At 71.2% G+C, this 22731-nt stretch carries 19 protein-coding genes and 1 tRNA gene; 15 read left to right on the forward strand and 5 right to left on the reverse strand.

Annotation, left to right across the window (positions count from 1 at the left end; translation table 11 throughout):
* Positions 1-22 precede the first annotated feature (22 nt).
* Entirely contained in the window at positions 23-574 is a 552-nt protein-coding gene (locus OWR29_RS12070) for a Trp biosynthesis-associated membrane protein (protein ID WP_267562782.1), read from the forward strand.
* Here OWR29_RS12070 and OWR29_RS12075 read toward each other — a convergent pair.
* The gene (locus OWR29_RS12075) at positions 571-822 is read right to left on the reverse strand and encodes a hypothetical protein (RefSeq protein WP_267562783.1); all 252 of its coding nucleotides are present in this window, start codon (positions 820-822) and stop codon (positions 571-573) included. The genes OWR29_RS12070 and OWR29_RS12075 overlap by 4 nt on opposite strands.
* A 371-nt stretch (positions 823-1193) precedes the next feature.
* Between OWR29_RS12075 and trpC the strand changes: the two genes are divergently transcribed.
* The 6 genes from trpC to OWR29_RS12105 are packed head-to-tail and all read left to right on the forward strand — an operon-like array spanning position 1194 to position 7609.
* Positions 1194-1997: an indole-3-glycerol phosphate synthase TrpC gene (trpC, locus tag OWR29_RS12080; RefSeq protein ID WP_267563255.1), complete on the forward strand. Its 804-nt coding sequence runs from the start codon at positions 1194-1196 to the stop codon at positions 1995-1997.
* Complete coding sequence (gene trpB / locus OWR29_RS12085; protein ID WP_267562784.1) at positions 1994-3235, forward strand: tryptophan synthase subunit beta; 1242 nt, start codon at positions 1994-1996, stop codon at positions 3233-3235. The genes trpC and trpB overlap by 4 nt, the downstream gene beginning before the upstream one ends.
* Positions 3232-4035: a tryptophan synthase subunit alpha gene (gene trpA, locus OWR29_RS12090; RefSeq protein ID WP_267562785.1), complete on the forward strand. Its 804-nt coding sequence runs from the start codon at positions 3232-3234 to the stop codon at positions 4033-4035. Before trpB ends, trpA begins: the two co-directional genes overlap by 4 nt.
* An 18-nt stretch (positions 4036-4053) precedes the next feature.
* Positions 4054-5223 carry a prolipoprotein diacylglyceryl transferase gene (lgt, locus tag OWR29_RS12095; RefSeq protein ID WP_267562786.1) on the forward strand — a complete coding sequence of 390 codons (1170 nt, stop codon included), beginning with the start codon at positions 4054-4056 and terminating at the stop codon, positions 5221-5223.
* A 5-nt stretch (positions 5224-5228) separates the two neighbouring features.
* Positions 5229-6407 carry an FAD-dependent oxidoreductase gene (locus tag OWR29_RS12100; protein WP_267562787.1) on the forward strand — a complete coding sequence of 393 codons (1179 nt, stop codon included), beginning with the start codon at positions 5229-5231 and terminating at the stop codon, positions 6405-6407.
* Between the two features lie 44 nt (positions 6408-6451).
* On the forward strand, positions 6452-7609 hold the full coding sequence (locus OWR29_RS12105; protein ID WP_267562788.1) for a hypothetical protein: 1158 nt from the start codon (positions 6452-6454) through the stop codon (positions 7607-7609).
* 42 nt (positions 7610-7651) lie between these two features.
* Here OWR29_RS12105 and OWR29_RS12110 read toward each other — a convergent pair whose 3' ends face one another.
* Entirely contained in the window at positions 7652-8518 is an 867-nt protein-coding gene (locus OWR29_RS12110; protein ID WP_267562789.1) for a GNAT family N-acetyltransferase, read from the reverse strand.
* A 192-nt stretch (positions 8519-8710) separates the two neighbouring features.
* On the opposite strand from OWR29_RS12110, the gene gltB reads away from it, so the two are divergent.
* The 4 genes from gltB to OWR29_RS12130 all read left to right on the forward strand — a co-directional run bounded on the left by gltB (position 8711) and on the right by OWR29_RS12130 (position 17263).
* Positions 8711-13264 (forward strand): glutamate synthase large subunit, encoded by a 4554-nt coding sequence (gene gltB, locus OWR29_RS12115; RefSeq protein WP_267562790.1) that lies wholly within the window; start codon positions 8711-8713, stop codon positions 13262-13264.
* Positions 13257-14729 carry a glutamate synthase subunit beta gene (locus tag OWR29_RS12120; protein WP_267562791.1) on the forward strand — a complete coding sequence of 491 codons (1473 nt, stop codon included), beginning with the start codon at positions 13257-13259 and terminating at the stop codon, positions 14727-14729. Before gltB ends, OWR29_RS12120 begins: the two co-directional genes overlap by 8 nt.
* Positions 14730-14942: 213 nt before the next feature.
* Positions 14943-16382, forward strand: coding sequence for a pyruvate kinase (gene pyk / locus OWR29_RS12125; RefSeq protein WP_267562792.1), 1440 nt, complete (start codon positions 14943-14945; stop codon positions 16380-16382).
* A complete protein-coding gene (locus OWR29_RS12130; RefSeq protein WP_267562793.1) occupies positions 16379-17263 on the forward strand; it encodes an acyl-CoA thioesterase in 885 nt (294 codons plus the stop codon). The genes pyk and OWR29_RS12130 overlap by 4 nt, the downstream gene beginning before the upstream one ends.
* A gap of 83 nt (positions 17264-17346) precedes the next feature.
* Here OWR29_RS12130 and OWR29_RS12135 read toward each other — a convergent pair whose 3' ends face one another.
* The gene (locus OWR29_RS12135) at positions 17347-17994 is read right to left on the reverse strand and encodes a DUF308 domain-containing protein (RefSeq protein ID WP_267562794.1); all 648 of its coding nucleotides are present in this window, start codon (positions 17992-17994) and stop codon (positions 17347-17349) included.
* A 147-nt stretch (positions 17995-18141) separates the two neighbouring features.
* On the opposite strand from OWR29_RS12135, the gene OWR29_RS12140 reads away from it, so the two are divergent.
* Together OWR29_RS12140 and OWR29_RS12145 are read left to right on the forward strand one after the other, a co-directional pair.
* Positions 18142-18684, forward strand: coding sequence for an RNA polymerase sigma factor (locus OWR29_RS12140; protein ID WP_267562795.1), 543 nt, complete (start codon positions 18142-18144; stop codon positions 18682-18684).
* Between the two features lie 4 nt (positions 18685-18688).
* Positions 18689-19627: a hypothetical protein gene (locus tag OWR29_RS12145; RefSeq protein WP_267562796.1), complete on the forward strand. Its 939-nt coding sequence runs from the start codon at positions 18689-18691 to the stop codon at positions 19625-19627.
* A gap of 67 nt (positions 19628-19694) precedes the next feature.
* Here OWR29_RS12145 and OWR29_RS12150 read toward each other — a convergent pair whose 3' ends face one another.
* The gene (locus OWR29_RS12150; RefSeq protein ID WP_267562797.1) at positions 19695-20441 is read right to left on the reverse strand and encodes a transcriptional regulator; all 747 of its coding nucleotides are present in this window, start codon (positions 20439-20441) and stop codon (positions 19695-19697) included.
* Positions 20442-20473: 32 nt separating this feature from the next.
* Positions 20474-20550: transfer RNA gene (locus OWR29_RS12155), tRNA-Leu, on the reverse strand.
* Between the two features lie 129 nt (positions 20551-20679).
* Here OWR29_RS12155 and OWR29_RS12160 point away from each other — a divergent pair.
* Together OWR29_RS12160 and OWR29_RS12165 are read left to right on the forward strand one after the other, a co-directional pair.
* Positions 20680-21303, forward strand: a complete 624-nt coding sequence (locus OWR29_RS12160) for an ANTAR domain-containing response regulator (protein ID WP_267562798.1) — start codon at positions 20680-20682, stop codon at positions 21301-21303.
* A gap of 208 nt (positions 21304-21511) precedes the next feature.
* Positions 21512-22678, forward strand: coding sequence for a branched-chain amino acid ABC transporter substrate-binding protein (locus OWR29_RS12165; protein ID WP_267562799.1), 1167 nt, complete (start codon positions 21512-21514; stop codon positions 22676-22678).
* Positions 22679-22731: the final 53 nt, after the last annotated feature.

The following is a 22731-nucleotide window of genomic DNA, read 5'->3' on the forward strand; positions in this document are numbered from 1 at the left end:
CCGCCCGAGAAACGACCGCCCGATGAACCGCCGCTCGTACCTCTTGTCTCTGCTGGCCTGCCTGGCCGGTGCGGGCTTGGCCGCGTACGGCGCCACCCGCACCTGGTCCGTGCAGGTGACCCAGCGCCCGGGCCTGTCCGATCTGCGGACGGCCGAGACCGGCACCGACGTCGCGCCCTGGCTGCTTGGCCTGGCCCTGGTCGGCCTGGCCGGCACGGGCGCGCTGCTGGCCACGCACGGCGGGCTCCGGCGGGGTCTGGGTGGCCTGCTGACTCTGGCCGGCCTCGGGGTGGCCGCGGCTGCGATCGCCGGCCGGGCCGGTCTGGACACCGGTGACGCCGGCGCGGGTGGCACGTTCTGGCCGGTGGCCTGCGCCTTGGGCGGCGCCGTCATCGCGCTGGGCGGGCTGACCGCGGCGCGTCACGGTCACCGGTGGCCGCGCATGTCGGCCCGGTACGACCGGAAACCCGCAGCCCCGTCCGGGGAGCCGGCGCCGGCCGGTCTCAACACCAAGCCGGTCGACAACCGCGCGGCCTGGGACTCCCTCGACCGCGGGGACGACCCGACCGACTAGCGGGCCGACACCAGCCGGCGGCGCGCGACCAGGGCCGCCACCTCGCGGGTGAGTTCGGCCTGGGCCTCGTGCTGGGCTCGGTTCTCGAGAGTGGCCGCCCAGGCGTTGTCCCGGGCGGTGCGCATGTTGGCGTCGCCCACCACCCGGCGCTGCACGCCGACGACGAGGTCGGCGGCGGCGGAGACGAGGGCGCGGGAGACGTTCGCGAATCCGACGGGCTCGGTCGGAGCGGTCCGGATGGCGGTCACGGCAAACTCCACATCGATCGCTCTGGGCTGGCCGGCGTGCGGGACGCCGGGACCAGTCTGCCTGGGACTCATCATGAACGGCCCCTATTTCCGGTGAGTGACGGTCGTGTCAACGCGCCGTGGGGATCCACCGATCAGATGAGGTGCCCCTGCACAACGCCCCGAAGGGCCCGTGACCGCTGTGACGGAGGAGACAGCGCGTGACGAGGCAGGCGGCATTATGCAACAGGCCCCCTGGTGAGGCGCGCCATACCCCGGGAGGTCTTGCGCGACCCCGACCTCCTAGCATCGGTCGGAGGACACCCGGAGAGGGGAGTCGTTTCGTGACATCCGAACAGCAGGCGGAAGCGGGTTCTGGCGGACCGCAGAACGTGCTGGAGGAGATCCTCGCCGGTGTGCGCGAGGACGTGGCGGCCCGGCAGGAGCAGGTGCCGTTGGAGCAGGTCCGGGAGCTGGCGGCGGCGGCGCCACCGGCGATCGACGCCTACGCGGCGTTGCGCAAGCCCGGTGTGGCGGTGATCGCCGAGGTGAAGCGGTCGTCGCCGTCCAAGGGCGCGCTGGCCGACATTCCCGACCCGGCCGAGCTGGCCGGGGAGTACGCGGCAGGCGGCGCCCGCTGCATCAGCGTGCTCACCGAGGGCCGATGGTTCGGCGGGTCGCTGGACGACCTGAAGGCCGTGCGCGCCTCGGTGCGGATCCCCGTGCTCCGCAAGGACTTCGTTGTCTCCAGCTATCAGGTGCACGAGGCCCGCGCCCACGGCGCCGACCTGGTGCTGCTGATCGTGGCCGCGCTCGAGCAGAACGTGCTCGTCGGCCTGCTCGAGCGGATCGAGTCGCTCGGCATGACGGCGCTGGTCGAGGTGCACAACGAGGAGGAGGCCGACCGCGCCCTCGAGGCGAACGCCAAGGTCATCGGGGTCAACGCCCGCGACCTGCGCACGCTCGAGGTCGACCGGTCGGTGTTCGAGCGGATCGCGCCCGGCCTGCCCGGCAACGTCGTGAAGATCGCCGAGTCGGGGGTGCGCGGGCCGCACGACCTGATCCGGTACGCGTCGGCCGGCGCCGACGCCGTGCTGGTCGGCGAGGGCCTGGTGACCCAGAAGTCGCCCCGCGACGCGGTGGCCGAACTGGTCAACGCCGGGAACCACCCCGCAACGCCGAGGCCGGTGCGATGAGCGCGCCTGCTCTGCCCGACCTGTCCGGGCATTTCGGTCGGTACGGCGGTCGATTCGTCCCGGAAGCGCTGGTCCGGGCGCTCGACGAGCTCGACGCGGCGTACCGGTCGGCCAAGACCGACCCGCAGTTCCAGGCGCAGTTCGCCGGGTTGTTGAAGAACTACGCCGGCACGCCGTCGCTGCTGTACCGGGCCGAGCGGCTGTCCGAGCGGCTCGGCGCCGAGATCCTGCTCAAGCGGGAGGACCTGAACCACACGGGCGCCCACAAGGTGCGCAACGTGCTGGGCCAGGCCCTGCTGGCCAAGCGGATGGGCAAGCCCCGGGTGATCGCCGAGACCGGCGCCGGCCAGCACGGGGTGGCCAGCGCGACCGCGGCCGCCCTGCTCGACCTCGAGTGCGTCGTCTACATGGGCGAGACCGACACCGAGCGCCAGGCGCTGAACGTGGCCCGCATGCGCATGCTCGGCGCCACGGTCGTGCCGGTCACCAACGGCTCCCGCACGCTGAAGGACGCGCTGAACGAGGCGCTGCGCGACTGGGTGGCCAGCGTCGACACCACGCACTACCTGCTCGGCACGGCGGCCGGCCCACACCCGTTCCCCGAGATCGTTCGGGACTTCGTTGGCGGCATCGGCGTCGAGGCCCGGGCCCAGTGCCTCGAGCAGCTGGGCCGCCTGCCCGACGCGGTCGCCGCGTGTGTCGGCGGCGGGTCCAACGCGATCGGCATCTTCCACGCGTTCGTTCCCGACGAGTCAGTCCAGCTGTACGGGTTCGAGGCGGGCGGCGACGGCGTGGCCACCGGGCGGCACGCGGCCTCGATCACCGGCGGCTCGTCCGGGGTGCTGCACGGCGCCCGCACGTACGTGCTTCAGGACGAGGACGGCCAGACCGTCGAGTCGCACTCGATCTCGGCCGGCCTGGACTACCCGGGTGTCGGGCCCGAGCACGCCTGGCTGCACGACACCGGCCGGGCCGAGTACGAGCCGGTGACCGACGACGAGGCGATGGCCGCGTTCCACCTGCTCTGCCGCACCGAGGGCATCATCCCGGCCATCGAGAGCGCGCACGCCCTGGCCGGCGCCGCCCGGATCGCGCCTTTGCTGAAAGCGGAGCTCGGCCGCACGCCGACGATCGTGGTCAACCTGTCCGGCCGCGGTGACAAGGACGTCCACACCGCCGGCGCCTACTTCGGCATCCTCGACCAGGTCGAGGCGCTTGTCCCGGGGGAGAACGCGTGAGCATCGCCGAGGTCTTCCACAAGGCGAGGACCGAGGATCGGGCGCTGCTGGTCGGCTGCATGCCGGCCGGCTTCCCGACCGTCGACGACAGCATCGCCTCGATGATCGCGATGCACGAGGCCGGCTGTGACGTCATCGAGGTCGAGCTGCCCTACTCCGACCCGGTGATGGACGGCCCGGTCATCCAGAAGGCCAGCGACATCGCGCTCAGCCGGGGCGTGCGCAGCCGGGACACGCTGCGGATCATCGAGGCGGTCGCGGGCGCCGGGGCCACGGTCGTGCTCATGACCTACTGGAACCCGATCGAGAAGTACGGCGTCAACGCTTTCGCCCGTGACCTGGCCGCGGCCGGCGCCACCGGCATGATCACGCCCGACCTGATCCCGGACGAGGCGGCCGAGTGGATCGCCGCCGCCGACGAGCACCGGCTCGACCGTACGTTCCTGGTCTCGCCGTCCTCGACCGACGAGCGCATCGCGATGACCGTCGCCCAGTGCCGCGGTTTCGTCTACGCCACCGCGCTGATGGGTGTCACCGGCGCCCGCACGTCGGTCTCGTCGCAGGCGCCCGAGCTGGTCGACCGGGTGCGCCACGCCAACCCGGACATGCCGGTGGGCGTCGGTCTCGGCGTGGGCACCGGGGCGCAGGCGGCCGAGGTGGCCGGCTTCGCCGACGGGGTGATCGTGGGCAGCGCGCTCATCCGGTGCGTGCTGGAGGCGCCCGACCGCGCGACCGGCCTGTCCCGGCTGCGGACGTTGAGTGCCGAACTGGCCGAGGGCGTGCGCAACCCGGCGAAGTAAAACCGGTAGCCTGCACCCGTGGACCTCGCCGCAATCCCCAGCCCGACCACGTCGGTCTGGCACCTGCTCGGCCTGCCCGTGCGGGCGTATGCGATCTGCATCGTCCTGGGCATCGTCGCCGCCTGCCTGATCATGGAGTATCGGCTGCGCAGCCGGGGTGTGGCCCGCTGGGCCTCGCTCGACATCGCGGTGTGGGCGGTGCCGTTCGGCATCGTCGGCGCCCGGCTCTACCACCTGGCCACCTCGCCGCAGGACTACTTCGGCGCCGGCGGTGACCCGATCCGCGCCTTCTACATCTGGGAGGGCGGCCTCGGCATCTGGGGCGCGGTGCTCGGCGGCGCGGTCGGCGCCTGGCTGGGCGCCCGCCAGCTGGGCCTGCCGCTGGGTGTGGTGGCCGATTCGCTCGCCCCCGGCCTCGCGGTGGGTCAGGCTCTGGGCCGGATCGGCAACTGGTTCAACAACGAGCTGTACGGCAAGGTCACCACGCTGCCGTGGGGCCTCGAGGTGCACGACATGGACAGGTCGAACCCGGGCCACGCCACCCGCATCGACGGCCAGGCGGTGACGCTGCCCGACCTCTACCACCCCACGTTCCTGTACGAGCTGCTGTGGAACCTCGGCGTCGCGCTGCTGGTGTGGCTGGCCGACCGCAAGTACAAGTTCGGCCGGGGCCGGGCGTTCGCGCTCTACGTGATGGCCTACACCCTGGGCCGGGTGTGGATCGAGATGCTGCGCGTCGACGAGGCGAACCACCTGTTCGGCATCCGGCTCAACGTGTTCACCTCGATCGTCGTATTCATCGGCGCGCTGATCTACTTCCTGGTCGTCCGGGGCCCACGGGCGTACGTGGTGCCCGACGACGCCCCCGAGACCGCGCCCGAGCCGTCCGCCGCGAGCGACGTCTCGCAGGTCGACGTCACCGCGCCCGAGCCGTCGCCGAACGCCACCCCCAAGGGCTATCAGGTGGTCAGCGAGGCCAGGTTCCAGGCCTATCGGCGTACGGGGATCCTGCCCCCCGACACCCCGGCCGACATGGCCGAGGAGATCGCGGCCGGCGGTCACCCGGCCGAGCGTGACCCGGCCGGTCCCGCCGGCAACGGCGCCGCCCTGCTCGCCACGGGCAAGGCCGCCGGCGCGGGCAAGGAAGGCGGCGACGCCGAGCCGGAGTCCCGCAGCGACGAACGCTGACCGGGGTGCGCACCGCGGTCGTCGTCGGAGCGGGACTGGCCGGGCTGGCCACCGCGGGCGCCCTGTCGCGCTGCGGCTGGCACGTCGTACTGCTGGAAAGCGGCGAACGGGTGGCCGCCCCGCCCACGGCTCTGGTGTTGTGGCCCAACGGCCGCCGCGCGCTCGAGACGCTGGACCCGGACGGCGGCTGGTCGGCCATCGCGTCGCCGCTGCCCGACGGCGGGGTGCGCCGCCCGGACGGCCAGTGGCTGGTCACTCCGCGCGCCGGCGGCGCCGGGCCCGCCCCGGGCGCCGTTCACCTGGAAGATCTTTACGACGCGCTGGTGGCCGGCCTCGGCGACCTGGTCGAGATCCGTACGGGCTTCTCCGTCACGACCATCCGCACCGGCCCCGGCCTGCGCCCGGTGGTCGGCGACGGCCGCACCGAGATCGAGGCCGACCTGGTGGTGGCGGCCGACGGCATCGACAGCACGATCCGCCGCGTCCTGGCTCCCGAGTCGGCCGCGGTCGGTTCCGGCTTCGCCGCCTGGCAGGCCGTCATCCCCGGCTACCGCGTGCCCGCCCTGCCCCGCGAGCAGGTGGCCGGCGGCGAGACGCTGGGCGCCGGCTACCGGTTCGTCTCCATCCCGCTGGGTGAGCGGGCGGCCGGCCAGGGCGGCGTCTACTGGGTCGCCACGGCGGCCGGCGCACCCCGCCCCGAGCCGCCGGCCACCCAGCTCGAGTTGTTGCGGCGCTGGTTCGCCGGCTGGCATCCGCCGGTGGGAGAGCTGCTGGCCGCGACCCACGCCGACGAGCTGGTTCCGCAAGAGGTCCGCGAGCTGCGGCCGTTGCCCCGGGCGTACGGCTTCCCGTCCGGCCCGGGCGGGGTGGTGCTGCTCGGCGACGCCGCCCACGCCATGCCGCATCACCTCGGCCAGGGCGCCTGCCTCGCGTTCGAGGACGCGGCCACCCTGCGCGCGCTGGCCGGCGAGGCCGCTCCGGGCGCCGCGCTGACCGCCGCCATCGAGGCCTACAGCCGCCTGCGGCAGCCCCGCGCCACCACTGTCGTCCGCCAGACCCGCCGCATGTCGGCCGTGGTGCAGGCCCGCGGCCGCCTGGCCCTGCGCGCCCGCGACGCCGCCCTGAACCACATGCGCCCCCGCATCCTCAGCGCCCCGTTTGCGGAGTGGCAGCCACCAGATTGATTGAGGGGGTCGCGACGGAGCCGTGACGTCGTTACGATCCGGCCGTGCTCGCCAATCTCGCGGCCGTGCTGGCCATGATTCCGGCGCCGGTGGCTCTCGCCCCCACCGAGCCCGCGCCCACCGACGTGACCCTCGCCTGGACCTCCGCCGCTCGGACCGAGGCCGTCATCACCTGGAACGAGACGGGCGACGTACGGAACAAGCTCGTGCTCGTCGGCGCCAACGGGCCGGCCGCCGTCGAGCCCAAGTTCGTCGAGGCCGGGCAGCCCAACCGGACCCCGATGTGGGGCGGCCTGCTCGACGAGAGCTTCCACGTCGAGGTGACAGTGGTCGACGCGGACGGCAACGAGCTGAGCGAGCCGGCCGAGTCGCCCGAGTTCGACACCAACCGCGACCCGGCCGCGGTGATCACCTCGGTGGTGCCGCGCCCCGACGGCACGATCCGGATGACCTGGAAGCCGGGCGTGCAGACCGACCCGAACCCGGGCGACCCGCTGGACACCCCCGACATTCCGTTCCGCTACATCCCGGTCGCTTCGCAGGCCACCTTCCCCGAGTACGACGAACTGGCCCCGGCCACGACGGCCACCTCGTTCGTCGTCCCCAAGCGCGAGACCCCGGTGCAGGTCGGCCTGAAGACCGCCGAGAACGGCTGGTACGGCTGGACCGGCGTGACGGTGCAGGTGCTCGCGGGCAGCCTGACCGCGTCGGTCAAGACCGGCGACAAGCTCACGGTCAGTGGCAAGGCCACCAAGTACACCCGGGTCTGTGACCTGGCCGCGTGCGAGCGGTTCACCTGGGACGACGAGTTCCGCAAGCTCCAGCTGCAGAAGCGTGACGGCGCGGACTGGAAGACCGTGGCCAACACCACCGCCCGCAAGGACGGCGCCTACACATTCTCGGCCGCGTTCACCGGCGCCGGCGCCTACCGGGTGGTCGCGCCGGCCACGAACGGCAAGCAGGGCCAGGACGCCCGCGAGTACGTCTTCTCCAAGGTCCTGTCCGTGGCCGGCGGCGGCAACAACGCCGGCGGCGGCAACAACAGCGGAGGTGGCGACAACAGCGGCGGCGGCGAGGGTGGCGGCGGGGGCCTTCCCATCACCGGCACGCCGGTGATGTGGATCGCTCTGGCCGGTGGCCTGCTGGTGGTGCTGGGTGTTGCGTTCGCCACCCTCGGACGGGTCCGCCGGCGCAAGTCCTAGCGGCGCCGCCGGCGCAAGTCCTAGCGGCGCCGCCGGCGCAGGTCATAGCGGCGCCGCGGCCGGCTCCCCGATGCAGGCGGTGCCGATCCGCCGGAACCCCACCTTGGTGTAGAGCCGGGCGACGTCGTCGTCCCCGGCCGACAGGAACACCAGGCTCACGCCGTCGGCCAGCGAGCGCCGGGCCAGCGCCGCCGTCAGCTGGGAGGCGTAGCCGCGCCGCCGGGCCGAGGGCAGGGTCGCCACGCCGGCCACCTCGGCCACGTCGTCCGAGCGCATCACGGCGCCGGTGGCCAGGATGCCCTCGGGGGAGTCGACCACGGCCGTGTAGTAGTCGCCGGACGCGCTGCGTTCCTGCTGGCTGCGGACCAGGGCCTCGCTGAGCGCCCCGGTCGCGGCGTCGCGCTCGGCCGGCCCGGCGGGCAGGGTGAGCAACGCCCCTTCCAGCGGCGACACGGGCGCGGCGGGCGCCCCGAAGCCCAGCTGGGCGACCGCGCGCGAGGCGGCCAGGTCGGCGGCGAACTCCGGGGCGGACGGGTCGAGGAACCGGATGGCGCCGCCCTGCACCGGAAGGTCGGGCACCAGCGCGGCCGGGTCGAGCGTCAGCAGCGGCGCGAGCAGCACGTCGAGCCCGGCCGAGCGGGCCACGGCGAGCAGGTCGGGGGTGGTCTCGTGCACCCATTCGAACGCCTCGGGCAGGCCCAGCTCTCGTTGCCGCTGCCGCACGGCAGTAATATCGGCGGCAGAGGGAGTGTCTGCCCCGATGCGGGGGCGGGCGTAATACGGCCAGCCTTCGCCCTCGCGGACGAAGAGCACCAGCCCGCCGAAATCCTCGGCCCGTGCGTAGGGCCGGGGCAAGGCGTCGTAAAACCGCTCGAGCCTGACGAAGACGTCGGTATCCTGTTGCGCCACCGCGCGAGACTACCCAACCTGTACGGTCGGTCGGCTACCCCATTATGCCGTGAAGGTCGATGAGCGCCCGATTCAAGTGTGATCCATCTGAACTGGCGGAGATCGGCATCTACTAACGTAGACTTCAGAGACTTTGCAGGGCCGACGTCGTCCCGACCTTGAAGTGAAACACCAGTGACGACAGGAGGCCCGGTGGCTTTTCCGCACCCCCAGGGGCTTTACGACCCCACTCAGGAGCGCGACGCCTGCGGTGTGGCTTTCGTAGCCGACCTCCACGGCCGCCGTTCCCACGATGTGGTCGCCAAGGGTCTTTCGGCGCTCATCCGCCTCGACCACCGGGGCGCGCGTGGCGCCGAGTACAACACCGGCGACGGCGCCGGCATCATGATCCAGGTTCCGGACGAGTTCTACCGCGAGGTGGCCGGCTTCGAGCTGCCGCCCGCCGGTCACTACGCCACCGGCCTGGTCTTCCTGCCGCTCGACGCCGACGAGCGCGCCCGCGCCATCAAGATCGTCGAGAAGTACGCCCTCGTCGAGGGGGGCGACGTGCTCGGCTGGCGCGAGATGCCCGTACGCCCGGAGGGCCTCGGCCAGACCGCCGAGGACGCCCGTCCCGCGATCATGCAGGTCTTCCTGGCCGCGCACCGGCTCACCGGCACCGCCGCCGGCCCGGCCGGCGAGCAGCTGAGCGGCCTCGAGCTCGACCGGGTGGCATTCACCATCCGCAAGCAGGCCGAGCGCGAGACGTCCCAGCGCGACGTGGCGGCGTACTTCCCGTCGCTGTCGTCGCGGACGGTCACCTACAAGGGCATGCTCACCCCCGACCAGCTGCCCGCGTTCTTCCCCGACCTGGTCGACGAGCGCGTGTCGAGCGCCATCGCCCTGGTCCACTCGCGGTTCGCGACGAACACGTTCCCGGCCTGGAAGCTGGCCCACCCGTACCGTTTCATCGCGCACAACGGCGAGATCAACACGATCCGCGGCAACAAGAACTGGATGGCCGCCCGCGAGGCGCTGCTGCAGTCGAAGAACCTGCCCGGCAGCATCAAGCGGCTGTTCCCGATCAACACGCCGGACGCGTCCGACTCGGCCGGCTTCGACGAGGTGCTCGAGCTGCTGCACCTGGCCGGGCGCAGCCTGCCCCACGCCATGCTGATGATGATCCCCGAGGCGTGGGAGAACGACCCCGGCATGGAGCCGAAGCGGCGCGCGTTCTACCGCTTCCACGCCAGTCTGATGGAGCCGTGGGACGGCCCGGCCAGCGTGGCGTTCACCGACGGCTCGATGATCGGCGCCGTGCTCGACCGCAACGGCCTGCGCCCCGGCCGCTGGTGGCACACCTCCGACGGCCTGGTCGTGCTGGGCTCCGAGGCGGGCGTGCTCGACCTCGACCCGGCCAAGGTGGTCGCCAAGGGCCGCCTCCAGCCCGGCAAGATGTTCCTGGTCGACACCGCGGCCGGCCGGATCGTGCACGACGACGAGATCAAGGCCGAGCTGGCCGCGGCCGAGCCGTACGACGAGTGGCTGCACGCCGGGCTGATCCAGCTCGACGACCTGCCGCCGCGTGAGCACACCGTCTACACGCACGACTCGGTCACCCGCCGTCAGCAGGTCTTCGGCTACACCGAGGAAGAGCTGAAGATCCTCATCGGGCCGATGGCGCGCACCGGCGCCGAGCCGCTGGGCTCGATGGGCACCGACACGCCCATCTCGCCGCTGTCGAAGCGCCCGCGGCTGCTGTTCGACTACTTCCACCAGCTGTTCGCCCAGGTCACCAACCCGCCGCTGGACGCGATCCGGGAAGAGCTGGTGACCAGCCTGTCCGGCACCATCGGCCCCGAGGGCAACCTGCTCGACCCGGGCCCGGCCTCCTGCCGGCAGGTCGTGCTGCCGTACCCGGTGATCGACAACGACGAGCTGGCCAAGCTGCTGTCGATCGACGAGGACGGCGACCTGCCCGGCTTCAAGGCGGTCCGCGTCTCCGGGCTGTACCCGCTGCGCGACGGGGCGGCCGGCATCAAGGCCCGGCTCACCCAGATCTGCCGGCACGTGTCCGAGGCGATCGAGGACGGCGTGCGCATCCTCGTGCTCAGCGACCGGGACTCCAATGCCGACCTGGCGCCCATCCCGTCGCTGCTGCTCACCGCGGCGGTACACCAGCATCTGGTCCGCGAGCAGACCCGTACGCAGGTCGCGCTCGTCGTCGAGTCGGGCGACTGCCGTGAGGTGCACCACGCCGCCGTGCTCATCGGCTACGGCGCCGCGGCGGTGAACCCGTACCTGGCCTTCGAATCGGTCGACGACCTGATCGCCACCGGACCCCTCGCGGGGCTCGACCCGAAGACGGCGGTGCGCAACTACGTCAAGGCGCTCGGCAAGGGCGTCCTGAAGATCATGTCCAAGATGGGCATCTCGACGGTGTCGTCGTACTGCGGGGCCCAGGTGTTCGAGGCGGTCGGCCTCGACAACCGGCTGCTGCAGCGCTACTTCGCCGGCACGAACGGGCGCATCGGCGGCTCGGGCCTGGCCGACATCCACGCCGAGGTGAAGGCGCGCCACGAGAAGGCGTACCCGGCGAACCCGGCCGAACGCACCCACCGCCGCCTCGAGGTCGGCGGCGAGTACCAGTGGCGCCGCGAGGGCGAGATCCACCTGTTCAACCCCGAGACGGTGTTCCTGCTGCAGCACGCCACCCGCTCCAAGCAGTACGACGTCTTCCGCAAGTACACCGAGAAGGTGGACGGTCTGGCCGCCGAGGCCGGTTCGCTGCGCGGGCTGTTCTCGTTCAAGTCGACCCGCGAGCCGATCGACATCAGTGAGGTCGAGCCCGCGTCGGAAATCGTGAAGCGCTTCGCCACGGGCGCCATGTCGTACGGGTCCATCTCGGCCGAGTCGCACGAGACCCTGGCCATCGCCATGAACAACCTCGGCGGCAAGTCGAACACGGGCGAGGGCGGCGAGGACGTCGACCGCCTGTACGACCCGCGGCGCCGCTCGGCGGTCAAGCAGATCGCCTCCGGCCGCTTCGGCGTCACCAGTGAATACCTGGTCAACGCGGACGACCTGCAGATCAAAATGGCGCAGGGGGCCAAGCCCGGCGAGGGCGGCCAGCTGCCCGGCAACAAGGTGTGGCCGTGGATCGCCAAGACCCGGCACGCCACTCCGGGCGTCGGCCTGATCTCGCCGCCGCCGCACCACGACATCTACTCGATCGAAGACCTGGCCCAGCTGGTCCACGACCTGAAGAACGTCAACCCGATGTCGCGGGTGCACGTGAAGCTGGTCAGCGAGATCGGCGTGGGCACGGTCGCGGCCGGCGTGGCCAAGCTCAAGGCCGACGTCATCCTGATCTCCGGTCACGACGGCGGCACCGGCGCGTCCCCGCTCAACTCGCTCAAGCACGCCGGCTCCCCGTGGGAGCTGGGCCTGGCCGAGGCGCAGCAGACGCTGCTGCTCAACAAGCTCCGCGACCGGGTCACCGTGCAGGTCGACGGCCAGCTCAAGACCGGCCGCGACGTGGTCGTGGCGGCCCTGCTGGGCGCCGAGGAGTTCGGCTTCGCCACCGCGCCGCTGATCGTCAGCGGCTGCATCATGATGCGCGTCTGCCACCTCGACACCTGCCCGGTCGGCATCGCCACCCAGAACCCGGTGCTGCGCGAGCGGTACACGGGCAAGCCCGAGTTCGTCGAGAACTTCTTCCTGTTCCTGGCCGAAGAGGTCCGCGAATACCTGGCCGAGCTGGGCTTCCGCAGCATCGACGAGGCCATCGGGCACGCCGAGGTGCTCGACGTGCGGCCCGCGGTCGACCACTGGAAGGCCCACGGCCTCGACCTTTCGCCGATCCTCTACGTGCCCGAGCTGGCCGAGGGCACGGCCCGCCGCGGCATCGTGGCCCAGGACCACGAGCTGCACAAGGCGCTCGACAACAAGCTGATCGAGCTGGCCGCGCCCGCCCTGACCGAGGGCAGCCCGGTGCACGCCGAGGTGGCGATCCGCAACGACAACCGCAGTGTGGGCGCCATGCTGGGCGGCGAGGTGACCCGTCGCTACGGCGGCGCCGGCCTGCCCGACGACACCATCTCGTTCACGCTGCGCGGCACCGGCGGGCAGTCGTTCGGCGCCTTCCTGCCGCACGGCGTCACGCTGCGGCTGATCGGCGACACGAACGACTACGTGGCCAAGGGTCTGTCCGGTGGCCGGGTGGTCGTGCGGCCCGACGACGAGGCGCCGTTCGTGGCCGAGGACAACATCATCGCCGGCAACACCATCCTGTACGGGGCGACCGCGGGCGAGCTGTTCCTGCGCGGCCGGGCCGGCGAGCGGTTCGCCGTACGCAACTCGGGCGGCCAGGCCGTCGTCGAGGGCGTCGGCGACCACGGCTGCGAGTACATGACCGGCGGCACCGTGGTCGTGCTCGGCCCGACCGGCCGCAACTTCGCCGCGGGCATGAGCGGCGGCACCGCCTTCGTTCTCGACCTGTCGCCGACCCGGGTCAACCCCGAACTGGTCGACCTGACCCCGCTGACCGACGAGGAGCAGGACAAGCTGCGCGGCCTCGTCGAGAAGCACGTCACCGAGACCGGCTCGGCGGTGGCCGAGCGGCTGCTCAAGGACTGGCCCGCGGCCGTGGAACGGTTCACCGCCGTCGTGCCGCGCGACTACAAGCGCGTGATGGAACTGATCAGGACCGCCGAAGCCGCCGGTCGCAACGTCGACGAGGCGGTCATGGGGGTTCAAAGTGCCTGACCCTAACGGTTTCCTGCGGTACGAGCGGCAGCTGCCCAAGCGGCGCCCGGTGCCCGTCCGCATCCAGGACTGGCGCGAGGTCTACCCGCCGGCCGGCGAGGAACTGATCCGCGACCAGGCCACCCGCTGCATGGACTGCGGCATCCCGTTCTGTCACGAGGGCTGCCCGCTGGGCAACCGCATCCCCGACTGGAACGACCTGGTGCGCACCGGGGCGTGGGAGGCGGCGGCCGAGGCGCTGCACGCCACCAACAACTTCCCGGAGTTCACCGGCCGGCTGTGCCCCGCCCCGTGCGAGGCGGCCTGCGTGCTCGGCATCGCCGACGACCCGGTGACCATCAAGCAGGTCGAGGTCGAGATCGCCAACCACGCGTTCGACCTGGGTTACGTGCGCCCGCAGCCGGCCCCGGTCGCGACCGGCAAGAAGGTCGCGGTCGTCGGGTCGGGCCCGGCCGGCCTGGCCGCGGCCCAGCAGCTGGCCCGGGCCGGGCACGCGGTGACGGTGTACGAGCGCGACGATCGCATCGGCGGCCTGCTGCGCTACGGCATCCCCGACTTCAAGATCGAGAAGGACGTGGTGGACGCCCGACTGGCCCAGATGGCTGCCGAGGGCGTCGTGTTCGAGACGGGGGTGGAGGTCGGAGCCGACGTCACCGCCGACGACCTGCGCGACCGGTTCGACGCCGTCCTGCTGGCGGCCGGCGCCCTGGCCGGCCGCGACGCCACCGACACTCCGGGCCGCCACCTGAACGGCGTCCACCTGGCCATGGAGCACCTGGTGCCGGCCAACCGGGTCGTGGCCGGCCTGCAGGAGGGCACCCCGATCGACGCCGCCGGCAAGAACGTGGTCATCATCGGCGGCGGCGACACCGGCGCCGACTGCCTGGGCGTGGCCCACCGCCAGGGCGCGGCCAACGTCATCCAGCTCGACCAGTACCCGCTGCCGCCTTCGGCCCGCGCGGCCGAGCAGCACCCGTGGCCCACCTGGCCGGTCATCCTGCGCAACTACCCGGCCCACGAGGAGGGCGGCGAGCGCGTCTTCGGCGTGGCCGTGCAGGAGTTCGTCGACAACGGCGAAGGACAGGTCAAGGCCGTCCGGGTGGCCGACGTGACGGTCGAGCGGATCAACGGCGTCCGCACGGTCACCGTGGCTCCCGGTTCGGAGCGCGACCTCCCCGCCGACCTGGTGCTGCTGGCCATCGGCTTCGAGGGCACCGAGAAGCAGCCGCTGCTCGAGCAGTTCGGCATCGAGCGCAACCGCCGGGGCGTCCTGGACGCCGACCACACCTGGCAGACGTCGGCCCCCGGCGTCTTCGTGGCCGGCGACATGCACCGGGGAGCGTCCCTGATCGTCTGGGCGATCGCCGAGGGCCGTTCCGCGGCGTCAGCCATCCACGACTACCTGGGCGCGTCGGGCGAACTGCCGTCGCCCGTCGAGTCGTCGGCCCAGCCGATCGGCGTCTGAGCCACACCAGTCGAAAGGGCCTGCCCGCCGGGGCGGGCCCTTTCGTCATGACGCGGGCGCCGGGCCGATAGGCTGTTCGTCGCGGTCGTCGAAGCCCGCGGGTCGCAGTGCAGCGCACCGGTCGTACAGATCGGAAGACGTCGCCCGACAGACGCAGTTCATCCCCACGACGGGGGTCGGCCGCCAGGCCGATGAAGAAGAGAGACTAGCCTGATGGCCGTGACACGCCGCGTAAAGATCGTCTGCACGATGGGGCCCGCGACCGCCTCCCCCGAGCGCATGCTCGGGCTTGTCGAGGCCGGCATGGACGTGGCCCGCATGAACTTCAGCCACGGCAGCCACGAGGACCACGAGAAGATGTACCACCTCGTGCGGTCCACCAGTGAGCAGGCCGATCGGGCCGTCGCCATCCTGGCCGACCTGCAGGGCCCGAAGATCCGGCTCGGCAAGTTCGCCGACGGGCCGCACATCTGGAACACCGGCGACCTGGTCACCATCACCAGCGAGGACATTCTCGGCACGGCCGACCGGGTGTCCTGCACCTACACCAAGTTGCCGCAAGAGGTGAAGCCGGGCGACCGCCTGCTCATCGACGACGGCAAGGTCGCCGTCGAGGTCACCGCGGTCGACAACCACACCGACATCCGCTGCCTGGTCGTCGAGGGCGGGCCGGTCAGCAACAACAAGGGCGTCTCGCTGCCCAACGTCGCCGTCAGCGTTCCCGCGCTCAGCGACAAGGACGCCGAAGACCTGCGGTTCGCGCTCGGCCTCGGCGTCGACGTGGTGGCCCTGTCGTTCGTGCGCTCGCCCGACGACATCAAGCTCGTCCACGAGATCATGGCCGAAGAGGGCCGCATCGTCCCGGTCATCGCCAAGGTCGAGAAGCCCGAGGCGGTCGAGCACCTCGAGGCCATCGTCCTCGCCTTCGACGGCGTCATGGTGGCCCGCGGCGACCTCGGCGTCGAGCTCCCGCTCGACCAGGTGCCGCTGGTGCAGAAGCGTGCCGTCCAGCTGTGCCGCGAGAACGCCAAGCCGGTCATCGTGGCCACCCAGATGCTCGACTCGATGATCGAGAACTCCCGCCCGACCCGCGCCGAGGCGTCCGACGTCGCCAACGCCGTCCTCGACGGCACCGACGCGGTGATGCTCTCCGGCGAGACCTCGGTCGGCAAGTACCCGGTCCTCACGGTCAGCACCATGGCCAAGATCGTCAGCACCACCGAGGGCGGCTCGATCCCGGTCCCGCGCCTGCAGCACGACCCGCGCACCCACGGCGGCGCGCTCACCGTGGCCGCTTCGCAGATCGCCCGCAACATCGGGGCCAAGGCGCTCGTCGCGTTCTCCCAGACCGGCGACACCGTGCGGCGGCTGTCCCGCCTGCACTGCGAGCTCCCGCTCTACGCGTTCACCCCGGTCGCCGAGGTGCGCAACCAGCTGGCCGTTGCCTGGGGCGTCGAGACGTTCCTGACCGACTTCGTGCAGCACACCGACGACATGTTCCGCCAGGTCGACGCGAAGATGCTGGGCCTCGGCCTGGCCAAGCCGGGCGACTACGTCGTCGTCGTGGCCGGCTCCCCGCCGAACGCGCCCGGCTCCACCAACACCCTGCGCGTGCACCGCCTCGGCGACCTCGTCGACCCCGCCACGCTGTGACCGAACCGCTGAGCGGGCAGGCCGCCGTCGACCAGCTGCTCGAGGTCCTCGACCTCAAGCAGCTGGACGCGGCCACCTTCGTCGGGGAGAGCCCGCAGACCGGCGCCCAGCGCGTGTTCGGCGGCCAGGTCGCCGGGCAGGCGCTCGTCGCCGCCGGCCGCACCGTCGACCCGGAACGGTTCGTCCACTCCCTGCACGGCTACTTCGTGCGCCCCGGCGACCCGACCGAGCCGATCCAGTTCGGCGTCGAGACCATCCGCGACGGCCGGTCGTTCTCGGTGCGGCGCTCCACCGCTCAGCAGCACGGCAAGACCATCTTCTTCATGTCGGCCTCCTTCCAGGTCCGCGAGGAAGGCCTCGACCACCACACCCCGGCCCCCGACGGCGTCCCCGGGCCGGCCGACGTGCAGACCATGGCCGACTGGGTGCGCAAATACCCCAGCCGGCGGGCCGCCTTCAACGCCGCGCCCCGCGCCGTCGACGTCCGCTACGTCAACGACCCCGGCTGGGTGCCGCCCGGCGACCGCAACGCCAGCGACCAGCAACGCGTCTGGATGCGCATCAACGGCAAACTGCCCGACGACCCGCTCATCCACGCCTGCGCCCTCACCTACGCGAGCGACCTGTCCCTGCTCGACTCGGTGCTCTCCGTCCACGGCGAGAGCTGGGGGCCCGGCGGCGTCATCGGGGCCAGCCTCGACCACGCCCTCTGGTTCCACCGGCCGTTCCGCGCCGACGACTGGTTCCTCTACGACTGCACCAGCCCGTCCGCCAGCGGCAGCCGCGGCCTGGCCAGCGGCCGCATGTACACCGAGGACGGCGTGCACATCGCCAGCGCCGTACAGGAAGGCCTGCTGCGCCGGGTCGGCGAACGCAAATAACAGGGCGCCCCGCCCGGCGGGATCCCGGCCCGGCGACTGACCGACGCGGATCCCGGCCCGGCGGGGCAGGGGAGACCAAAGCCCTAATGGCGCTGCTCGGCGCCCTCCTCCACCATCTGGTCGGCGCGGTGCCGCGGATGCGCCTCGAAATCCGAGATCCCGGCCGCGTAGCCGGTCATCCCCGCCTCCCGCTCCGGTGACAACCGCAACACGTCCGGCCGGGCCGTGGCCACCTCCCGCAACCGCAGACCGGTCACCAGATCGGCCACCGCGCGCAACAACCCCAGCGCGCCCAACGTCAAGATCACCGGGTCGGCCGCCCGGGCCAGCGGACCAGCGGCATAAAAGCCCAGCCCGGCCTGCAGAACGCCCAAGGTCACCACCAGGCCCCACGTACGGTCGGTGCCCCGGTTCATCGTCGAGACCGCGATGTCGACGGCTCCCCGCACCATCAGGAACCACCCCACCAGCGCGGCCGTCGTCGCGTACGTCGAATCCCGATCCACCACGATCACGACCCCGGTCGCCACGAACAGGGCTGCCATCGACGCGTTCACCCACCACGTCCGCATCCCGGCCAGCGCCCGCACCGCCTCACACAACGCGGCGAAGAAAATCATCGGCCCCGCCACCGCCACCACGTCGGCCGGCTCCAGCCGCAGCACACTCCACCCGATCGCCAGCCACGCCACCCCGGCGAACAGCAGAAACCCCCACATGCTCCGCCGCATCACCGACAGGGGAGAAGAACCCGACCACAACATGAGGCCTCCAGGAAACTGTCCCTGCCATGACAACATCCAGCCGACCGGCGAAACCGAGGTTCACGCAGATTCACAGCCGGGTACCAGCAGACCGCCCCCACCCCCGGAGCGGACGTGCCCGAAGACGAACTGACCGACGCCCTGCGCGCCGCCCAGCGAGGCGACGCCGCCGGCTTCGCCACGCTCTGGCGCAGCCACCACCCCGGCGTCCTGCGCTACCTGCGCGTCATCGCGGGCGACCACGCCGAGGACGCCGCCAGCGAAACCTGGCTGCACGTCATCCGCGACCTGCAGAACTTCCAAGGCGACCACAACGGCTTCCGGGGCTGGCTGTTCCGCATCGCCCGCAACCGCGGCCTCGACGAACAAAGACGCCGGGCCCGTACGCGCGAAACCCCCGCCCCGCCCGACCGGACAGCACCCGACGCGGCCACCGAAGCCGCCGAAGGCGCCGCCACCACCTGGGCCCTGAACGTCATCGCCGGCCTCCCCGCCGACCAGGCCGAAGCCGTCATGCTGCGCGTCGTCCTCGGCCTCGACGTCGCCACCACCGCCGGCATCCTCGGCAAGAAACCCGGCGCCGTCCGCATCGCCACCATGCGCGGGCTCCGCCGCCTCGCCGGCCACCCCCAGATCCGCACCCGGCAGGGGGTGTAACAGAATGCGCTCCCTCCACGCTCTCCTCCGTGCGCTGCGCACGCGACGGAACAGGCACCACGAGACCGACCCGATCGCCACCACCGATCACCCCGGCCTCGCCGACCTGCTCGACGCCGCCCGAGCCCCCGCCACCCAGGCGGAACTGGCCGGCGAGAAAGAAACGGTCGCCGCCTTCGTCGCCCACCGCAGACGTGCTGCCCGAAGCAGCCGGCGACACCGCACGAAGGCGAGAATCCGGGCTGTGCTCGTGCCCGTCACGGCCGGTCTGGCTCTCCTTATTCTCACCGCCACCGGCGTCGCCGCCCGCACCGGCAACCTCCCCCAGGGAGCCCAGCAGCACGCGCACCGCCTGTTCTCGGCGCTGGGCGTACCTGCGCCGAGAACAGGCAACCCCGTCACACCGTCCCCGGCGCCCAGCCGGTCCGGCCCCCGCCCCACGCTCGACGTCGCCGCCCTCGGCTGGTGCCAGGCATGGAGCGGGGGACCGAGCCGCACCCTCAGCCGCGAGGACAAACGCAAGCTCAGCGCGGCCGCCGGGGGAGAGAAGGGCATCGAGAAGTACTGCCGCGACCTGCACCGGTCCGCGTCGGCCCAGCCGTCGGCGCCCACCACGCCGCCATCGACGTCGCCGGCGCCGTCACCCTCGACCTCGGTCGAGCCGCTGCCGTCGGTGTCAGCCGAACCGACCGGCACGCCGCAGCCGGGACGGCCGGCCCAACCCGGGCGGCCGGACCAACCCGGGCGCGCGCCCACCGCGCCGCCCTCGACGAAACCCCCCAAGCCCACCCACACCGGCAAACCCAGCACCAAGCCCTCGAAGGCCGCCTCACCCAGCAAAAGCCGTGGACAAGGAACGAGCACGAAGCAGAACAGCTCGCCCTCACCAGCCGTGACCACACCGCAGAACGCAGCGCGCAGCGTGCCCGCCGAAGATGACTGAGAAGCCCAACGGAACCCGGGCGGTCACCGCCCGTGCCCGATCATCACCCCGGCGAGTGGGCGAACGGTCACCACTTCGGCCCGACGAACTCATCCAGCCGAGCCACCGCCTCCCGCCGCGCCACCGACAACACGTTGCGGCGGGCCATGCGCCAGTCGATTTCCACCCGGTCCAGGTAGTGAGCGCAGAGCCGCATGATGTCGGCCGACTCATTTACGAAGTTGTAACGCGGATAGCTGTAGGTGCGACCATTCCGCACGACACGATTCGTGAAGCGACTGCCGTCTGAGTGGAAAAGCCCGCGCAGAAATCTTTCCGGACAGCGGTCGACCACTTCACGCTGCCAATTCGACAATTCGATAGCGCGCAGGTGCTTCGGGCCGGCGCCGTGCTGCGGTATGAGGCACGGCCAGTGCGTCCAATGCGCACGGACGCTCACACAGCCGACCCGCTCCTGGAAGCCCACCGTCCTCGCTCCGCACGCCTCCATCGCGTAGGACACCTCGTGCATGAGGCCGGGGTAACGCGCGTCACAGGCGACAGTCAGGAGGGGAACGCGTTGGGTCATCAGCAAGTGGCCGTCCCCGAGGTATTGCCCCAGCAGGTAGGCATACGACCGCGGGTCGTCGATCGCACGCGCCGGCCGCTCGCAAAGAGGACATCGATCGTCGATCTTGATGGCGAGCCGACGGCGGTTGTAGAGCCAGGAGGCGACGGTGTTGCGCGGCAGGCCGAGCCGCTGCCAGATATCGCTGAATGGCACACCGGCGGCGTGCATGCTGAGCGCTTCTTTGCGCAGTCGCGGTGGATGCACGCGGGAATTATCGCGGCCGGGTATGACAGTTTTGGTGCCCCCGGTGGGATTCGAACCCACACTGTATGGTGTTTGAGACCATCTTCTCTGCCGGTTGGAATACAGGGGCCGGCTCGCCCGTCCGCCGCGAGTTCGTCCCGCCAAGATGAGCTGGGGACAGCGTACCCACTACGCTTAGGGCGGCGACACCCGCATACCGGGGTGTCGCGACTTCGGGAACGTTGGGGGTAGGGGTTCCGTGGCCGACTCGCAGGCTGGTGCCGAGCGCAAGCGGGTGTTGATCGCCGAGGACGAGGCGCTCATCCGTCTGGACCTGGCCGAAATGCTCGTCGAGGAGGGCTACGACGTCGTCGGTGAGGCGGGCGACGGGGAGACCGCCGTGCGCCTGGCCGAGGAGCTGCGCCCCGACCTCGTCATTCTGGACATCAAGATGCCGATCATGGATGGTCTGGCCGCGGCCGAGCGGATCGCCGGGGGGCGGATCGCGCCGGTCGTCATTCTGACCGCGTTCAGCCAGCGCGACCTCGTCGAGCGCGCGCGGGCTGCCGGCGCCATGGCTTATCTGGTGAAGCCGTTCCAGAAGTCGGATCTGGTGCCCGCGGTCGAGATCGCCTTGTCGCGTTATTCCGAGATCGCCGTGCTGGAGTCCGAGGTCGCCGGTCTGACCGACCGTCTGGAGACGCGGAAGTCGGTCGAGCGGGCCAAGGGCGAGCTGATGACCAAGTATCAGATGACCGAGCCGCAGGCGTTCAAGTGGATTCAGCGGACGGCGATGGATCACCGGATGACGATGCGTGAGGTGGCGGACCGGATCCTGGCTGAGGGTCAGGAGGCGGACGGCACGCAACCCGCCTCTAGTTGATCTTGGGGTAGTCCTCTTGTAACACCGAACCTGGCCATCAGGTCACCGGACGTAACGGTTCGGTGAAAGCCGAGGTGAAGTCTTTTGGCAGGCCGGGAACCTGGGATAACGTCCCGCCCCATAACGGGGCGCTTGTGGTCGCCGGCACAGCAAGTGCCAATCGGCCAGCAGTGGCTCGGTGGGTTCGGTATGGAGGAGGGTTCCAACCTTGAGGCAGGTTCTCGCACGAGCCATCGGCGGAGTGGCCATCATCGGGCTCATCGCCGGTGCCGCTGCTTGTAATAGCGGTTCGAGCAGCGACGACACCGCGAGCGAGGGGAACTGCGGCTACAAGCTGGCGTTCTTCGGCGCTCTGACCGGCTCGGCCGCCAACCTCGGTGTGAACATCGAGCAGGGCTTCGAGCTGGCTATCGACCAGTACAACAAGGCCAAGGGTTCCACGTGTATCGAGGTGGCGAAGTTCGACTCGCAGGGTGAGGCTTCGGTCGCCCCCGGTGTCGCGCGCAGCCTCGTGGCGGACAAGAAGATCCTCGGCATCGTCGGCCCGCCGTTCTCCGGTGAGTCCGAGGCCGCCGACCCGATCTTCGAGTCGGCCGGCATCCCGACGATCACGCCGTCGGCGACCCGTGTGTCGCTGTCGTCGAAGGGCTGGAAGGTCTTCCACCGCGCGGTCGCCAACGACGACGCGCAGGGCCCGGCGGCCGCCGCGTACATCAAGGACAACCTGAAGGCGACGAAGGTCTTCGTGGCCGACGACCAGTCGGCGTACGGCGCCGGTCTGGCCGAGGTGGTCAAGAGCAAGCTGGGTTCGCTGGTCGTGTCGACCGACAAGACCGAGGGTGACGGCAAGCAGGCCGACTTCTCGGCTCTGGTGCAGAAGGTGCAGTCGAGCGGCGCCACGGCGCTGTTCTACGGCGGCTACTACACGAACGCCGGCATCATCCGCAAGCAGCTGACGGCGGCCGGTTGGAAGGGCACGCTGCTGGGCGGCGACGGCATGAAGGACCCGGGCCTGTCGAAGGCGTCGGGTGTCCAGGCCGCGGTCGGCACGGTCGTGACCTGCCCCTGTTCTCCGCCGGAGGCCGCGGGTGGCACCTTCGTCAACGACTACAAGGCGAAGTGGAACCAGGACGCGGGTACGTACTCGGACGTCGCCTACGACGCCGCGAACGTCTTCCTTCAGGGCATCGACGCGGGCAACAACACCACGGCGAAGCTGAACGACTACCTGAAGACCGTCAACTACAAGGGCATCGCGAACACCTACAAGTTCACCGAGACCGGTGAGCTGGACCCGAACTTCATCAAGGTCTGGGCGTTCAAGTTCGACAGCTCTGGCGACGCGAAGGCCGACGTGGAGATCAAGACCTCCTGATCGCCTGAGCACTATCTTTCTGGTGGGCGGTGCGGCCGGATGATCTCCGGCCG

The organism is Paractinoplanes pyxinae, assembly GCF_026626335.1.
GTDB lineage: Bacteria > Actinomycetota > Actinomycetes > Mycobacteriales > Micromonosporaceae > Actinoplanes > Actinoplanes pyxinae.

Coding starts and splice junctions, on each gene's coding strand:
- OWR29_RS12135 (WP_267562794.1), bottom strand. CDS start 17,994: ATGCGGCGGAGCATGTGGGGGTTTCTGCTGTTCGCCGGGGTGGCGTGG.
- trpB (WP_267562784.1), top strand. CDS start 1,994: ATGAGCGCGCCTGCTCTGCCCGACCTGTCCGGGCATTTCGGTCGGTAC.
- OWR29_RS12145 (WP_267562796.1), top strand. CDS start 18,689: ATGCGCTCCCTCCACGCTCTCCTCCGTGCGCTGCGCACGCGACGGAAC.
- OWR29_RS12070 (WP_267562782.1), top strand. CDS start 23: ATGAACCGCCGCTCGTACCTCTTGTCTCTGCTGGCCTGCCTGGCCGGT.
- pyk (WP_267562792.1), top strand. CDS start 14,943: ATGGCCGTGACACGCCGCGTAAAGATCGTCTGCACGATGGGGCCCGCG.